At 64.1% G+C, this 15499-nt stretch carries 6 protein-coding genes; 2 read left to right on the top strand and 4 right to left on the bottom strand.

The window, feature by feature from the left end; translation table 11 throughout:
- Window positions 1-2 precede the first annotated feature (2 nt).
- From M727_RS0116130 to M727_RS0116120, 3 genes are all read right to left on the bottom strand, one after another.
- Window positions 3-395 (bottom strand): hypothetical protein, encoded by a 393-nt coding sequence (locus M727_RS0116130; RefSeq protein WP_027153546.1) that lies wholly within the window; start codon window positions 393-395, stop codon window positions 3-5.
- Window positions 396-433: 38 nt separating this feature from the next.
- Entirely contained in the window at window positions 434-1387 is a 954-nt protein-coding gene (locus M727_RS0116125) for an EscD/YscD/HrpQ family type III secretion system periplasmic domain-containing protein (protein WP_027153545.1), read from the bottom strand.
- A 119-nt stretch (window positions 1388-1506) separates the two neighbouring features.
- Entirely contained in the window at window positions 1507-1686 is a 180-nt protein-coding gene (locus M727_RS0116120; protein WP_023799517.1) for a hypothetical protein, read from the bottom strand.
- A gap of 214 nt (window positions 1687-1900) precedes the next feature.
- Between M727_RS0116120 and M727_RS0116110 the strand changes: the two genes are divergently transcribed.
- Both M727_RS0116110 and M727_RS0116105 read left to right on the top strand, forming a co-directional pair.
- Window positions 1901-2761, top strand: a complete 861-nt coding sequence (locus tag M727_RS0116110) for a MurR/RpiR family transcriptional regulator (RefSeq protein ID WP_084646761.1) — start codon at window positions 1901-1903, stop codon at window positions 2759-2761.
- A gap of 89 nt (window positions 2762-2850) precedes the next feature.
- A complete protein-coding gene (locus tag M727_RS0116105; protein ID WP_027153542.1) occupies window positions 2851-14526 on the top strand; it encodes a LysM peptidoglycan-binding domain-containing protein in 11676 nt (3891 codons plus the stop codon).
- On the opposite strand, the gene M727_RS36545 is transcribed toward M727_RS0116105, so the two are convergent.
- Window positions 14499-15461 carry a LysR family transcriptional regulator gene (locus M727_RS36545; protein WP_023799514.1) on the bottom strand — a complete coding sequence of 321 codons (963 nt, stop codon included), beginning with the start codon at window positions 15459-15461 and terminating at the stop codon, window positions 14499-14501. The two genes, M727_RS0116105 and M727_RS36545, sit on opposite strands and share 28 nt — an antisense overlap.
- Between the last annotated feature and the right edge of the window lie 38 nt (window positions 15462-15499).

Genomic DNA, 15499 nt, shown 5'->3' with positions numbered 1-15499 from the left:
GTTTAGATTCCTTTTTGTATCCGGCCAAGCAGATCGCGATGACGCTCGATTTCATCCTCCATCAGCGTTCTGGCAAGTGTCTTGAGTTGCTCGCCACCCTCAAGATCGGGAACCAGATGCGTTACAAAATGCTGGAGAATGGGTACCGAGCGACGCAGGATTGCAGGCTCGGGAATATTCGGCATGACGAAGTTGATGAGCGCCTCGTCGAGCGATTCGCCCGCCGTACCCCGAGAGGACTGGAATTCCGCGGTTCCTGGCTTTTCCGTACCAGCGGCCGATGTCGTCCCCGGGGCCCGGCTTGCGGCCTTGTCGACGCCATTCATCCGCCGACGGTTGATTGCCTGACCGCGCACGCCTTCCGCCTGCCGCACCTCGCGGCCGGTTGTGTCCATCCTTGCCGTATCGAATCGCGGCCCTTCAAGCCGGCGGTTCACGGATATTTCAGCGCGACCGTGGCGCCGCCCTTCGTCAGGAGAAGTTCCGTCTCGCCAATGCGCTTGACGGTCCAGCCGTCATTGGTGAATGCGCCTTCATGATAGCGTGCGCCGTCGGTGGCGATGACATAGGGCCGCTCGCCATACCAGATCGCCTGCAGCCTCAGGCGCGGAGCCTGCTCGGCGTTGCCGACCATGACATTGGAGGCGAGGGTGATGTGCGCGCCGAACGCCTGGTCGAACCAGGATTGCGTTTCGGTCCAGGCAGCATTCTTGTCATTGGCGATCATGCCCGAGACCACGAGCCGTCCAGATGATTGCTGAACGGTCAATGTGCTGATGCCGGATTGCTCGAGGCGCAGCTTGAGCTGGCGTTCCGCGTCGGCGGCGCTGGGTGTCGGCGATGGATCGTCCAGAACACTCTGCCCGGCCTCGCCAGCGAAGGCCAACGTGATCGGTTTATCGGCTTGAGCGGATAGCTTTTTGCCAATGTCCGGCTCGGCGAAGGAGAACCCATTGGCGGCGACGGAAACAGCGAAAACGGCAAAGAGAACGCTGCCCGCAACCAGCAGGGGGCGATTGGAAACAGACCAGCGATTCGGCGGGCGCTCCGGGTTGACCAGTCGGATATGGGCATCGCCGAGGCTTATCGACAGCGGCAGCTTGCAGCGGCGGCCTTGGCCTTCACGGATGGTCTCGCCGCTGGCGAGCGTGACATCGCCGCCGACGGCTTCGATTTCAATCTGGCTGCCCTTGCGCCGCAATCTTGCGTGGACCGGCGCGATGCCGGCGTCCCTGAGGACTATTTCGGACTCCGTGCTCGAGCCGACCGTATACAGAGGCTCGACCAGGCTGAGTTGGGCGCCCGCGTGAAATCCGTGCGTCACGCTGAGCGCAACGGAATGTCGCGATGCCGGGGTGCTGGCGATGCCGATAGAATGAGCGGTCATGCCACTTCATCTCCCGCTGATGACAATTCAGATGCAGCCTGACAACGGCATCGAAACGTTCGTGCCGTGGACGTGCGCCGCCGGGTGCTTGCGGCGGCGCATGGTTCGAGAATCCCGGCTTAGGCCTTTTCAGCCGACTGGCCGAGCGTCCTCGCGGTGCTCATCAGCATGTCATGTTGGGACTTCGCGATCTCTTTTGTGATCTCGAGGCTAAACATGCGCTCCTGATGCTTGATCATCTTGTCCAGGTTCTGTTCCGGCGACCCGGCAGCGCCGGACGTAATGGGAGGGGTAGCCATCATTGTCTCCTTGAGGGACCATTCAAGTTACAAACTCCGGAATCACGTCGACGCGATCCGGCAGGTTGCGAAAGCAGCTTAAGGCAGCGTGATCGAAAATGAAAGTCCACTTGGAATATATGAACCAGTTCGGTTCCAACTGTTGCATTGCCACCATTGGAGGAGTAACCTGCCATCGGGGTAAATGGGGTATGGCAGAATGGAACAAGGTCCTTTGGCGGAGCTGTTGGTCGAACGGTTCGAGAATATGCCGCCGCAGCTGCGGGTCGCCGCGCGTTTCGTGCTGGACCATCCTAAGGATGTCGCACTGATGTCGATGCGCGAGCAGGCGCATCAGGCCGGCGTTTCGCACAGCACGATGATGCGGTTGGCGCGATGGCTTGGCCTTGAAGGCTACGAGGATATGCGCAGCCTTTATGCGCGCGCGCTGCGTGAGACAGGCGCCGGTGAGCCGGCGCGACGCGGTGCCGACGAGGGTGGCGTTCCCGGATATTCGACTGCAGGGGTTGTCGCCGACACGCTCGCGGCGCAGGTTTCAAGTCTGGGTGAGTACGGCAATGCCTCGCAATTCATCGCCGCCGCCGACCTCCTTGCACGATCACGCAATCTGTTTGGCCTCGGCTCGCGCTCCGGTTATCCGGTCGCCAGCCACTTCGTTCACATCATGTCGTTTCTGGCCGACGGCGACCGCAAGGTGACGCTTGTCGGCGAGATCGGCGGACATGGTCTGGATGCCTTGCAGGGCGCGGGACGCGGCGACGTGCTCCTTGCAGTGGGCATGTCGCCTTATGAACGCACGACGATCGACGTGGCGCGCCAGTCGGCCAGGCAGGGTGTCGGCGTGGTGGCAATCACCGATAGCAGCGTGTCGCCGCTGGCCCGGATCGCGCGGGAGACCATCATCGTTACGGCAAATTCGCAGTCGTTCTTTCGCAGCATGGCGCCGGCGTTCGCCGCCGTCGAGTTGCTGGCGGCGCTGACGGCTGCGCAGTCTGAAGTGAATGCTGCAGAACGAGTAAGACAGTCGGAAGAGCAACTCGCTGCTTTCGGCATTTATTGGAAGCCGCCCCGGTAAGCTTCCGGGGCTTCCACTGTCGGGCGCGGGGGCGTTGACGGCAGGCAGACTGCCTGAACCAGGACTGGACCGGCTCCGGAGGTTGTTTGATGATCCGCCCGATTAACACCGTCAAGCCGCCGCCGCCGCCCAGGGTCGATCCAAAGGCCAATGCCGAGCAGATTACGCGGCTGCAGGCGGAAGCCACGAAATTGCAAAATGAAATCCGGCTCGCCAACAAGATGGGCGAGGCCGACGCGGCCGCGGGCGCCCGCCAGCGGCTGACGCAGGTCAATGCGGATCTGACGACGGCGCAGCCGACTGCCCCGTCGCCACAGTCGACCGCCCCGGCGCAGCCAGGACCGGAGCTGCCTGCCGCGGTCACCACGGCAAACGGCAATGGCGGCGCCACCGCCGCGCCGGCGCTTTTCACGCAGGATCTCGGCGGCGCGCCAAACCTCGTTGTTTCGCCGGAAGTCAAGGCGCCGGAAGTCAAAGCGCTGGAAGTCAAGGCGCCGAAAGTCGAGGCGCCGAACGCCAAGGCGAACGACATCCTCAAGGCGATCGAGGGCGGCAAAAGCATCGACAACATCGCCGCCGAGCAGCACATGGCTCCCGAGGATGTGGTGGCGGCTCTGAATGCCGGCGGCATGACGGCGGTAGCGACCGAGCACGCCAACGGCGACACCCGCACGGTGGTGATCACCGTTGGAGACCGCACGATCACCGAAAACCAGGATTATCATCACGGCGGCTACTACACCGAAGAGACCGGCCCCGACATGCAGGCGACTTCATCGCCGATCCGTGACGATCTCGGCCGCAAGGAAACCACCAGTGTCGACGCGCAGACCGGCGCGATCACGACGACGCTCGTGGACGATCTCGGCGACGGCGCGGTCACCGAACGCACGTCGAACCCGCAGACCGGCATCACCACCACCACCCACACGGCTGCCGACGGCACCGTCACGGTGGAGAAGGCCCTGCCGAACGGCGCAAAGGTTGAGACGGTAACGCCCAACAACAGCGTCGCCTTGCCGGTAACCACGGTCACGGGGCCGGATGGCGACGAAGTAATCCTGGCGCAGACCCAGACCGCCGACGGCTCGGGCGCGGCGTCGATCCAGGAGCAGCTTGCCGAGGGCATGAGCATCGAGGAGATCGCCGAGGCGAGCGATCTCACGCCCGAGCAGGTGATCGCCGAGCTGAACGCCGCCGGCCTCGAGGTGACGCAGGGCGGCGACCCGGGCGAAACCCTGCAGATCGTCGTCACGGATCCGGAGACCGGCAAGACGGTCACCTACAACAACGACTACCAACACGGTTCGACTTCGGTGACGACCATCGAGGGGAATACCGAGACGACCGATACGGTCGACGGCAATGGCAGGACCAGCCACACCGAGCGCAACACCGAGACCGGCGAGCAGACCACCACCATCGTCGACCCTAAGAACAACACCGAAACGACGATCGTCGTCGACAAGGACGGCCGGCGCACCGAGACCATTGTCGAGACGCTGGGGGATGGCGAGCCGATCGATTACGAGGTCCAACCCGGTGACAATCTGAGCGACATCGCCGAGGCGCATGGTGTGACGCTGGAGAATCTCGCCGAGAGCAATCCGGAGCTGTTCACCTCTCCGCGCGATCCCGACCTTATTCATCCCGGGGAAACCGTGGTGATCGAGGGCGGTACCAACACTACCGTCGAGGTGACGTTCAACGGCTATACAATGACCACGTCGCCGGACGGCAAGATCGCGCTGACCAACGCAACGACCGGCGCCGTCACCGATATCGCGGCCGGCACCGCGCAACAGGCGCTCGCCGAGCTGCTGCTGGACATCAACCCGAACAGCAGTGACCCGCAACAGGCCAAGGAAGACCAGATACTCAAGACGATGCTGGACGGCATATTCGGCGGAGCGACGCCAGAGCTGACCACGGAGGCGCTTGAAAAGCAGCAGGCCGTGGTCGCTGCAATGGAATTGTATGGTCCGGGACAAGACGCAACCGGCGCGACTCTCGACGGTGGCCCCACGTCGGTTGGTCCCTACGGCAACCCACCGTCACCCACGGCTCCTTCGGGCGGGAAGTGGGTGCCATTGCTGGTCGACGGGAGCTGGAAATGGTTCGACCCGGAGGTGGCCAAGGCGATCGCAGCCGAGAACGTGGCGATTGCGAACTTCGGTGAGGCAGAAGCAAAGGCTGCGCAGAGCGCGGCACAGCTCGACGTCTATGCGCTGGACCCTGAATTCAAGAACGCCATGGACGGTGCCGAGTCAACGCTCGACGCGGCGTTGGCGCCTTATGGACTGGATTGGAAGCCGCCCGAGCCGAAGGGCACGCTGGCAGATGCGCAAAGCCGGTTGACCCTCGCCAACAACGCCCTTGAAAGCGCCAGCACCGCCCGGGTCGAATACGAGCAGGGCCAGAAGTCACTTCTCGAAGCGATCGACAAACAGGTAGACCTGCCGACGCTCAGCGATCCCAACCAGACGGCTGTCAGCAACCCGGATGGCCCCAGTGCCGAGGAAACCAACCAACAAGGAAAGGCCGCGCACGCGGAGGTCGCCGAGCTCTTTACAAACGTTTCGCTACACACCGCAAACGGCAACAAGGCCACGATCGATCAAATGATCAGCTCGACCGAGCTGGAGCTGAAGCTTACCGATGCCAAGCCTGGAAGCCCAGAATACACGGCCATCGAAGAGCGGCTTGAAGGTCTGCAAACGCTCCAGGGGGCAGCGGCCAATCAGGTGACCCTGGCCGAGGCATATCAGGAGTATGGGGTTGCACAGGCAGAGGCGGCGGATCTTGCCGTAACCATGGAGCCTCTCAAGCAGCAACTGCTTGCGCAGGCGCAGGAAAGAAACCCGCACCATTTCGATTGGGAAGGCTATACCAATGGACATGGTGACTTTACCGGCAAGATAAAATCGCAGGACATCATTGAGGAGAACGGTCAGCTCTATGTCGTTACCGAATATGAGAACGCCACTTTCACCGACGAGAACGGTGATGACACCAACATACATAAATCTGCCCTGACATATGACCTCAACGACGAGGGTATCAGGGAAGATTTCCGCAACGATCCGCTCAACAAGCAGTGGCAGGAGATGCTGGCCTCGACGCAGGACCTATCGGCGCCGGTATGCACAGCCAATGCAAACGGATCGCAATCGGCGCTGGACGCGGCCAGGTCGAAGATTGTCGGCGTGCAGGTCGACCAGCTTGATGCCGGGCTGAGAGATGCGAAGACGGGGCTCGTCGACGCGACCGCGGCACGCGACCAGGCGATCACCGACTACGGGCCGGGAACCGTAGAGGCGCCCGCTGGCACGCTCAAGCCAGGCGAAACGGCGGTGAAGATCACGGTGAACGACCGCGCCCTGTGGGTCGCGCCGGAGGTTGCCGCGGCCTACGAAGAGCAGGGGCCGGGTGCGATCGGCGACAGCGGCAAATGGGTCCAGATCGAGATGGACGGCCAGAAGCTGTGGGTGCACCCCGAAGTAGCGGCCGCGGAAATCGATCGAGGCCAGGCGGAGACCGAAAAGAACCAATTGGAGGACTGGGAAGAAAACGTGCGGCCGGCGATGGTGGCGGGGCGCGACTGGTACGCTTTTTCCGCAAGCCACCCCAAACTTCTCGAATACGGTTCCGCCGATCATGAGGCGAAAGTCAAGTACGAGTATTTTGAAGAACACAAGGACCAGGCGCTGGCTGGATATCAGGTCCAGTTGGAGAACCTCTACGAGGCCGGCTTCACCGGCGAATACGAGACATATACGCCGGACCAACTCAGCACTGCCGTTGGTCAGACCCTCGGGCCCGAGGCAGACGTCCAAAAGGTCACCGAAGAAATCACCGACCGCGGCGGCGACGACGCCGAGGTCAAGATCGTGCCGATCTTCTCCCTCGACGGCGGGAAGGAATCGACGACGGCTTTGTTCGCGATCAAGAGCGGCGGCGACGAAATCGGCTATGTCGACAGCTTGGGCAAATATTACCGCACCTTCGATGAATTCCAGCACGAGAATCGCATCTTCAGCGAGAAGGGCAATCTGGTCATGGCCAAGGGCGGCGACATGTCGCTCGGCAAGGGTGGTTTTTCGCTCGACGAACTGGAAGTGGCCGACGCACGCAAAGTGGATTTCTGGGACAAAGCTACCGACATTGGTCTTGGCATCGTCGCCGGTGTCTCCACCATCGTCTCGTTCGTGCCGGGCGGCCAATGGGCGATTCCCATCGCGATCGGCTCCGGTTCAATCCTTGGCGGCAAGGCTCTGATCAAAGAGGGTGATCACCTCCTGCAGGGCGGCGACTTCGACAGCCAGTCGGGTTGGAATATCGCCACCGGCGTAACTGCGTTCCTGCCCGTGGGCGCGGGTGCCCTGCGCACATTCGGCTTGGCAAAGACAAGCCTGTCCAGATCCCAGGCTTTCGCGGGCGGCTTCGGGATGACCCGCATGAAGGATGCCAACTGGGGGATCGGCAGATTCCAGGTGAACGTAGAGGAGGCCTCTTATGCTGGTAAGGTTTCGGAGTTCATGCAAAGCGGCAACAGGCTGACCAACGCTGCGTGGATCCTCGATGCCGGCGCCGTGGTTACCGGTGTTCCGTTGCTCGGCAAATCGGTGGAAGATCTGGCGGCGCATGGCGGCGAGATGTCCCTGCTCGAGCTCGCCAACGCAGTCGTGGGCATAGGCGTCGGCACTGTCGGCACGGGGCTGGGCGGCCGTTCGCTGTTGTCCAACATGCCTGGAACGGGCGGTACTCGGAGCGGAACTTTTCCGGATTCGGGGCCGCAACCGCGGGCCGTCTACGAGATGGGCGCTGACGGTGTCTACAGGCCGACCGGCGAGCAGGTCATGCCGGACCCGGATGAGATCATCATCGACGGCGATGTGGCCGGCGAAACATCCGGCCAGCAGGGAGCCGGTTTCAGCGCCCGGGACGGTTTTGACAACGCGGGTGCGGCTAACCGGCCAACCGGTCCACGGGCGCTGCCGGCGGGCGTGTCCGATGGTCCGAATCCACCGCCACCCACGGGCGGCAAGGGTGATCCATCAGGCGACGGACAATCGTCGAGGCCGATGGTGGTGCATGAGCAAGGCACCGACGGCGTCTATCGCCCGACCGACAAGCTGGTCCTCCACGATCCCAGCCACCCCGTCGTCGAGGGGACGGTTATCAACGTCCACGATGAAGGGCCGAGCGCCCCGGGCGAGCGCGGCGATCCCGAGAATGCTAGCGACCGAGACGCCCAAGGAGCGCGTGAGCAGAATGTGCCCGTCCCCGCCGACGGCGATCCGATTGTCGTTCCGCCGGTCCGCGGCGATGGAACGACGCGCCCGGCCGAGAGCGGCTTGCGGCTCGTCTGGGACCCGGCGACCAAGACGTTCACCGGCATGCCAAGCCCCAATCCCGCGGAATACGTCTACACCAGCGGCAAGGATCCGCAGCAGACGGGCTACCTCGACGGCGCACGCCCTTCCGACCCGGCCGTGCTGGCCACCCCGGACGAGGTCCTGCTCCAATCCGAAACGGAAACACGCGGGGCGGAAGGCACCCGCCCGCTGATGCGCTACACTGTCGGCAACCGCCATACCGGCGAGATGCTCGTCGATTTCAACCTGCCGGAAGGGCAGAGGGTTGTCGCCATACCCGAAGCCAAGGCGATCACGGCCGCGCCGGAGCCGGTGCCGGCTCCTGTCGAGCTCGACCATTCCTTGCCGGTGCTTTATCTCGGCGCCGACGGCCGCTGGACAGCCGATCCGAATGCCCGCACCGAGCCACCGGCCGTGACGGACACCGGGCACCCGAGCCCGGTTCGCCCCGACGGCACGCCGGTCATCAACAATTTCTCGTCAAACCCGTACAGCTTCGGCCAGACGTTCACTGCAGTCAAAGCCGGCCTGCGGCGCATCGGCACGCGTTACCTGAATACCGAACCCCGCTATGATTATCCGAAGCTCGGCGAACTGGTCGACAGCATCTACCACCGGCCGGTTGCGCAGGACGGCGTCACCGCCGGACAGGACATCTATGTCGAGGCCGACGGCAAATACCTGCCGGCCAAGGTCGTCGTCGCCGGCCCGCAGGCGAGCATGACCCGCGACATCGTCCCCGACATCGTCCCATTGGGCGAGCATGCCACGGAGGCCGGCTATTTGGGTTCCGGCCCGACTGTCGAACGCGCCAAGCGCGGTTCGATAACCACGCCGAACGGCCAGCTCAGGGTCAACACCCCGGCACGGGAAGTCCATGCGTTCGATCCGGCCAAAAATCCGGAAGTCAGCCATCGCTCGGCGCTCGGCGAGACCCTGGCCACCACCTTGCCGGCGCTTCCCGACGATGCGGCGACGCCCGCGCCGACATGGACGCCCGAGCAGCTGGAACTCGTCGGCGACTACCTCAATTCCCTCGAACGTTCCAGCGATCCTGTCGTCCGCGATGCCGTGACCATGACCAGGGTGCAGCTCGGCGGCAGGAGCCTGCCTCAGTCCGGCACGGAGATGACGCCGGCTCAGCATCATGCGCTTGGCGAAATGCTCAACGCCGACCGCAACAGCCCGCTCACCGGCTCCAATCCGGCCGGCCAGCTTTCGAAGAACGGCTTGACGACCCTCCAGGTGTTCAGCGCACAGGGCAAGCTGCCGCATCTGTCGCCGGGAGAAGTGATCGACCAACTCGGCCTGTCGTCCGACGCCAGGCTGACCGGCGGCGAGCAGTTCCTTACCGCCGGGGCGCTGCCGGGAGAAGCCGGCTGGACCGACGCCGGCCGCGGCATCGTCGGCGATTACCTCAAAACTGCGTCACGCTCCACCGACCCGGACCTCGCCGCCGCGGCAAATGCCGCTTCGCCGTATTTCAAGGGGCGCGCCACCAGGCCCGGCAAGGCGGTGACCACCGCGCAGCAGGATGCGCTCATGCAGGTCCTGCAGGCCGACAGCGGCAGCACGTGGGTCTACGGTCCGAAGCTCCAGCCGGAGACTTCGTTCAAACCGGCCGGCGAGCTTTCGCCGGAAGGCCGCTACAATGAGAAGGTTCTGTCCGGCCACGACACTTGGACGCCGTATCTGTGGCGAGAGATGCGCGGTTACGCCGCCAACCAGACGAAATCCGCGGACCCCGCGGTCCAGTCGCTCGCGCACGCGCTGGAGAACGCGCTGCCCGCAAGCAAGCCCAGGGCCGGGACCGAGATCAACAGCGAGGTGCCCGTCCTGCTGGAGCGGTTGCTGGATGCCGACAAGGCGAGTTCGTGGCGCGCCCCGACATTCTTCACCGATGCACAAGGGGTCTGGCGGTCCGACCGCGCCACTGTTTCCTGGTTCCTGCAGGAGCACGAAGCCAATGTCCTGGGCGGTCCCTGGCTGAACGACAAGGCGACAAACGGCGCCCTCCTGGCGGCCGGGTGGATCCTTGGCCCCGACGGCCGCACGATCACGCTCGGCGGATCGATGCTCGGCATCGGCCTCAAAGTGCCGCTGCCCAGCCGGCAGGTCTATGGCGAGCTCAGCCTGAAGAACAACGGCCCGATCCCGGACGGCGGCACCGGCTTCCTGCTCCCGGTCCATCCCAACGACGCGAAGGGCCAGAAGCTTTTCGTCAATGGATACCGGCCGAATTTCGCTTATGACGAGGCGGCGGCTCCCTCCGCCCAGTGGGTCGCATCGGCGCCGATGCTGTCGAAGAACACGTTCCAGAACGAAAAAGCCGCTGGCGTTTCACTATCCATCTTTGGCTTCTCTCTGAGTGGGACCTACGTCAATCGCACGCTGCGCTATCTCGGCGGCGAAGGCGGCCGGCCGGGATATACGCACAGGGAGCCTGGCCCGCTCAGCCAACGGGCAGCCTCTTTCTGGGAGGAGGCGGCGAGAGGTGGCGCCAGCCACTATAGCTCCGAAGGCAAGGTGCCTGGTTTCGAGGATCGTCTCCTCTACCGCAACTATAACGTCATGGCGCCCTTCGGAGGCGGCAAGGAACCCTGGCGCGGCACCCCCGCCTTCGAGGGCGTTCCGCGCGAGACGGGCGCCGGGCCGCTCAACCGCCTGGACCGCAAGGACCACGGCGCCGGTCTCGCCCTGAACTATGGGCCATTGCCGCTAACGACGGTGGAACTCGGCTCGGTGAGGAAGGATGTTGTCCCGCATGCCCGTACCGCCCGCGCGCATCCCGGATCCTCCGAAGGCGCGCAAAAGGTTTTCTCCGCGCTGGAGACTTCGGGGGGGCGACTGACGCCGGACGTCCTGCAGCATCTCGACGCCTATCTCGCCGAGGTTGCGGCATCGCCGCACGGCGATTTGAGGTTCGCTGGTCAGCGCGTGTTGGATGTGTTCCCGGAACTGGGCGTGGCGCCATATCCGGACCAGCTCGCCGGCGGACGGCCAGACGGCATGAGCCGGCCAGCATGGAAAGCGTTGCGGCAACAGCTGGACCAGCAGGCCCGCAGCGAACTGACGCCCACGCAGGCACATTACCTCAACCGGCTGCTCGAGCAGGACGTGCTGCACAATTCGCCGCCGACCCCGCCGGCACAGGGCTCGGGACGGCCGGATGGCACCCCGCCGCCACTGGGCCCGGGGCCGTCGGATGGCACCCCGCCGGCACTAGGCCCGGGGTCGTCGGAAAAAACGGTTCGGATCGTGGACGAGAATGGCGAAACGGCCACCGTGAGGTATCTCGGGACGCCGCCCAAGGGCGCGGAGAACGTATACGTGCCGCCTGCGGATGGTCCGCAACTCCGCGGCGACGACCCGACCTTGGCTCACAAGTCGCATATTCTGCATCGCGATCCGGAAACCGGGGAGCCGGTGGTGCTGCCCTGGATACGTGGGGCTTCCGATGACCATGTGCCGGGGAGCCTTGGGCATCCCGAGGAAGGCAATCTGCCCGTCGACGGCGCCGGCGACCCCGCAAGACCCTTGCGCGGCAATGTCGGCCCCTATGTTTTCCGCGCCGATACACGCGCGCCGAGCGAGATCAGGGACGCCGGCGGCTTCTCGCCGCCGCCGCCGACCGGAATCTGGGTGGACAATCCGCAAGGCATCGTCCTGAGCAACTATGTGCTGGGCAATACCCATGGCCGTTTCGTTGGCACCAGCCAGTCGATCTCGGGCGCCAAGGCTTTCGTTTCGGAAGAGTCACGGGCCGCACGGCAGCGGGGCTATACCTATCTCTACACGCTCAATCCGAGCAGGCCGCGCCTCCACGTCCCGACCGAGTTCGAGGCGATGGGCCGGCCGGTCAGCGACAGCATGGCCCGCGTCGACGAGACCGCAATCGACGGCAGCATACCATGGAACGAGGTCCATGGCTGGCGGATGATGGATCCGGACGGGAATTTCGTCAGTGAGTTCACGCGCAATGAGGATGCCGTCGCACCTGGCGGATCGACACAAAAACGCCCGCAGGTGATCTTGCGGCCGGCCGACGAGTTCTGGGATGCGCCAGCGCAGGCCGAAGCGCCGCCGCCGCCGGTGGCCGAGGTGGTCGGCAACGAAGCGCCGGCCGTGACTGACGAAACGCCGCCGACAGAGAATAGTGCTGCCGAAACGCCGGCCGCGACATGGCCGCCGGCGCCTGACCGGGGTAGGGCGGTTTTTGATCCTGCCAGCGGAAACATCATCAGCCTTGAGCTTCCGGCGAGTTTCGCCGCGGAGCCGGGATTTGCCGAACCTGTGCGGGCACCGACCGGGCCGGAGGTCAGAGCGCTTGCAGCCGATAAGATTGCCGGGCTGACCGGTCCGCAATTGCACGCCATCAAGCCGGAGAACATCGCCAAGCTGGCGCCTGAGCAGGTGGCTGCGCTGAGCCCCGAGCAGATCCGGCAGTTGACGTTCGATCAGCTTGCCGCGCTTCCGCCGAAGCAGTTGCGGGCGCTGGGTGGCGAACAGCTCCAGGCGATCAGGCCAAGCAAATTGCAGGCTGTTGCCCCTGGCCGGATCACCGGCTTGCGGCCGGATCAGGTCGCGGCCTTCTCGCAAGAGCAACTCGCCGGATTGACCATCGACCAGGTGCGCAAGCTGACGCCCGATCAGATCGCCAAGCTCAGTGACGAGCAGCGCAACGCCCTTACGTCGGAACAGGTCGCCGCCATGCGGCCTGCCCAATTCAGCCATCTCAATGCCACCCAGTTTGCGGCGCTGGACCCAGCTCTCGTCGCGGCACGCAATCCTGCGACAATGGCAAAGCTGTCTCCACGCCACGTCTCGGCACTGACGCGGGAGCAGCTTGACGCTGTGACCATTCATCAGATCGAGGCGCTGACGAAACAGCAGATAGCGGCGCTGACGCCGAAGCAGCTTGGCGAGTTGAGCCCCGGCCAGTTGCGCAAGTTCACGCCCAGGCAATTTACTTGGATGTCGACGGAGCAAACGAACGCGCTTTCGGTGCTGCAGATGACTACTTATCGGGCGACCCACAAGAAGATCATGACGCCGGATCAAACTGCGGCCGTCGATCAGGCGCTGACCCTCGCCCGCATCAAGGAGAACGCGCAGTTGGTCGCGACCTTTGGTCCAATGGCCGGCTCCTCCTACACGGTATGGCAGATACTGCCACCGCATTGGGCCGCGACGGCTGCGGGCGTTGCGTTCGGCGTGCGCGGCATCGTCTTCAGCGCGCAATCGCTCTTTCCGAACGCCACGGCAAATCACAAGCCGCTGGGACGCGCCCTCAATGCCGCGAGCGGGGCGTCGTTCATCTTCTCGTCTCCAGGCTCGGCCGCCGGGCTGCTGCGCGGCGACAATGTCTGGTTGAACGGCTCCTTCTCGCTGGGCAATGTGATCTACGGCACGAAATCCGCGCTGCAGTCGATCGCCGGACGGCCGGTGTTGCGGAACGTGGCCGAGCATCTGGCCGGTCCTGGTTATGTCTTCGGCTCCCTTCTCTACACGGCACAGAACCTGCACTCGCCGCTGGCCGCGACGGCGGGCGCCTTGTTCACCGTCGGCAGCGCCGAGTTCTGGGTGTCGGCCGCGCGCACCGATCTGCTCAACCGCCGGGCCGTGCCGAGGACGCCAGAGCAGATCGACGCCCGGGCAAAGTCCGACGCGCGCTGGGGGATCGCCGATCGCATCGCGCTTGGCGTGACCTTCGGCGTCGGCATGCTGCTGTTTGCCTGGGATACGCTGGACGACCAGCCATGGAACACCGGCAAGACGCCGCCGACCGACCCGACCGCGCCGGGCGACGCACCTTCCGGCGTCGATGGCGCGCTACCGGACGAACAGACCGCGCCGGGTAACGATCCTTCCGGTGTCGAGGGCGCGCCGCCGGACGAACAGACCGAGCAGCCTGATCCCGGGACGCAAACCCCGCCGCAGGACTTCCCGCAACTCGCCGTGCTGGCCGATGACGGCCTGAACTTGCGGACCCAGCCTGACGGGGATTCGATTGTGGTGACGGTTCTGCAACCCGGGAGCTTCGTCGAGCAGACCGCCGCGCCTTCGGCAGACGAGTCAGGGGAGGCTTGGATACCGGTCGAAGGTTTCGGGCCGGACGGCGAAATGCATAGTGGCTGGGTTTCCGGCGATCATGTCGAGGCGCATGCCGACGGCAGCAGCAACCCTGCGGGCCGCACCAATCCAACGCTGGAGCAAGACGGCTACCAGTGGGTCGAGGTCAAGAACGGCGACAGCATTCGCCTGATCGCCAGGACCCATTCTGCGGATGTGGCCGAGACGGTGGTGCTCAACATGGATCATATAATGAGCCCGGATGTGATCTTCTCAGGCGACCGCATCTACCTGCCGGCCACCTTGGTCGGCTGAGAAACCGCGGGCCTGAGCTTGTCGGTTCTCGCAGCATAGGCATGCGCAACGCAGCCGGCCAGCTTTGCCGCCCGCTCCGCTATCGGATTGGAGGGTTCGGAAGAGTAGGAGGCGGTGAACTGCAGGTCGGACGGGTGCCATTCGCATTCGACGATGCGCAGTTTTCCGCTTGCGAGATAGTCCTGGACGACTCCCTCGGGCAGCGAGGCTATGCCGATTCCGTTGAGCGTCATGGTGATGGAAGCGGCCAGCGAGTTGGCCGGAAAGATGCGCGGCGTCTCCTCGAATTCGCCGGTGAGCTTGCGGTAGAGTTCGCTATAGGGTCGCGTGGTGCGCGCGTAGCTGATGATGGGAAACTGCATCAGGTCGTTCAGCGTCACCATGCGCCGGTGAGGCAATTCCAGCTGCGGCGAGCAGACCCAGACAAGCGGAAAGGACGGCATCTCGATATTCTCGATGCTGTACTCCAGGACAGGGCCCATCAGCACCGCAAGATCGAGCCGGTGTGACATGAGTTCGTTGCGAAGGGTCGTCGTCGCATCGACGACGATATCGGTATCGACAAGCGGAAAGTTTGCCTTCAGTGCCGTGAGGAAATCCGGCAGCCAGGTGTGCACGATCGTTTCGGCGACCCCAAGCCTCAGCACCCTCGTCGTCTCTGAAGTCTCTGAAAGAGAGCTGGCCATCAGTTGCAGCCGCTCTGCGACACGCAGAACCCGTTGGGCAGGCGGCAGCAGCCGTTGTCCCTCGGCGGTCAGCCTGACCGTGCTGCTCTGTCGCTCGAACAGCTTGGCGCCAAGCGCTTCCTCCAGCCCAGCAATTCGGGTGGACACCGCCGGCTGCGTGGTGTTCAGGCGTTCAGCCGCCCTGCGAAAGCTTCCGAACGTCGCCACCAGGAGAAAGGTTTCGAGCTGCTTGATATTGAAAGGTATCACGACTGGGAATCACTCATTTGCGGCTTTCGGGAACGGCC

It is taken from the genome of Mesorhizobium sp. WSM2561 (genome assembly GCF_000513915.1).
In the GTDB taxonomy this organism is placed as follows: domain Bacteria; phylum Pseudomonadota; class Alphaproteobacteria; order Rhizobiales; family Rhizobiaceae; genus Mesorhizobium; species Mesorhizobium muleiense.
The sequence above is the reverse complement of the archived record's forward strand: the minus strand, read 5'-3'. Positions and strand labels throughout refer to the sequence as shown.

Excerpts from the sequence above, each read along its gene's own strand:
- M727_RS0116130 (WP_027153546.1), bottom strand. The coding sequence starts at position 395 with ATGGACACAACCGGCCGCGAGGTGCGGCAGGCGGAAGGCGTGCGCGGT.
- M727_RS0116125 (WP_027153545.1), bottom strand. The coding sequence starts at position 1,387 with ATGACCGCTCATTCTATCGGCATCGCCAGCACCCCGGCATCGCGACAT.
- M727_RS0116120 (WP_023799517.1), bottom strand. The coding sequence starts at position 1,686 with ATGGCTACCCCTCCCATTACGTCCGGCGCTGCCGGGTCGCCGGAACAG.
- M727_RS0116105 (WP_027153542.1), top strand. The coding sequence starts at position 2,851 with ATGATCCGCCCGATTAACACCGTCAAGCCGCCGCCGCCGCCCAGGGTC.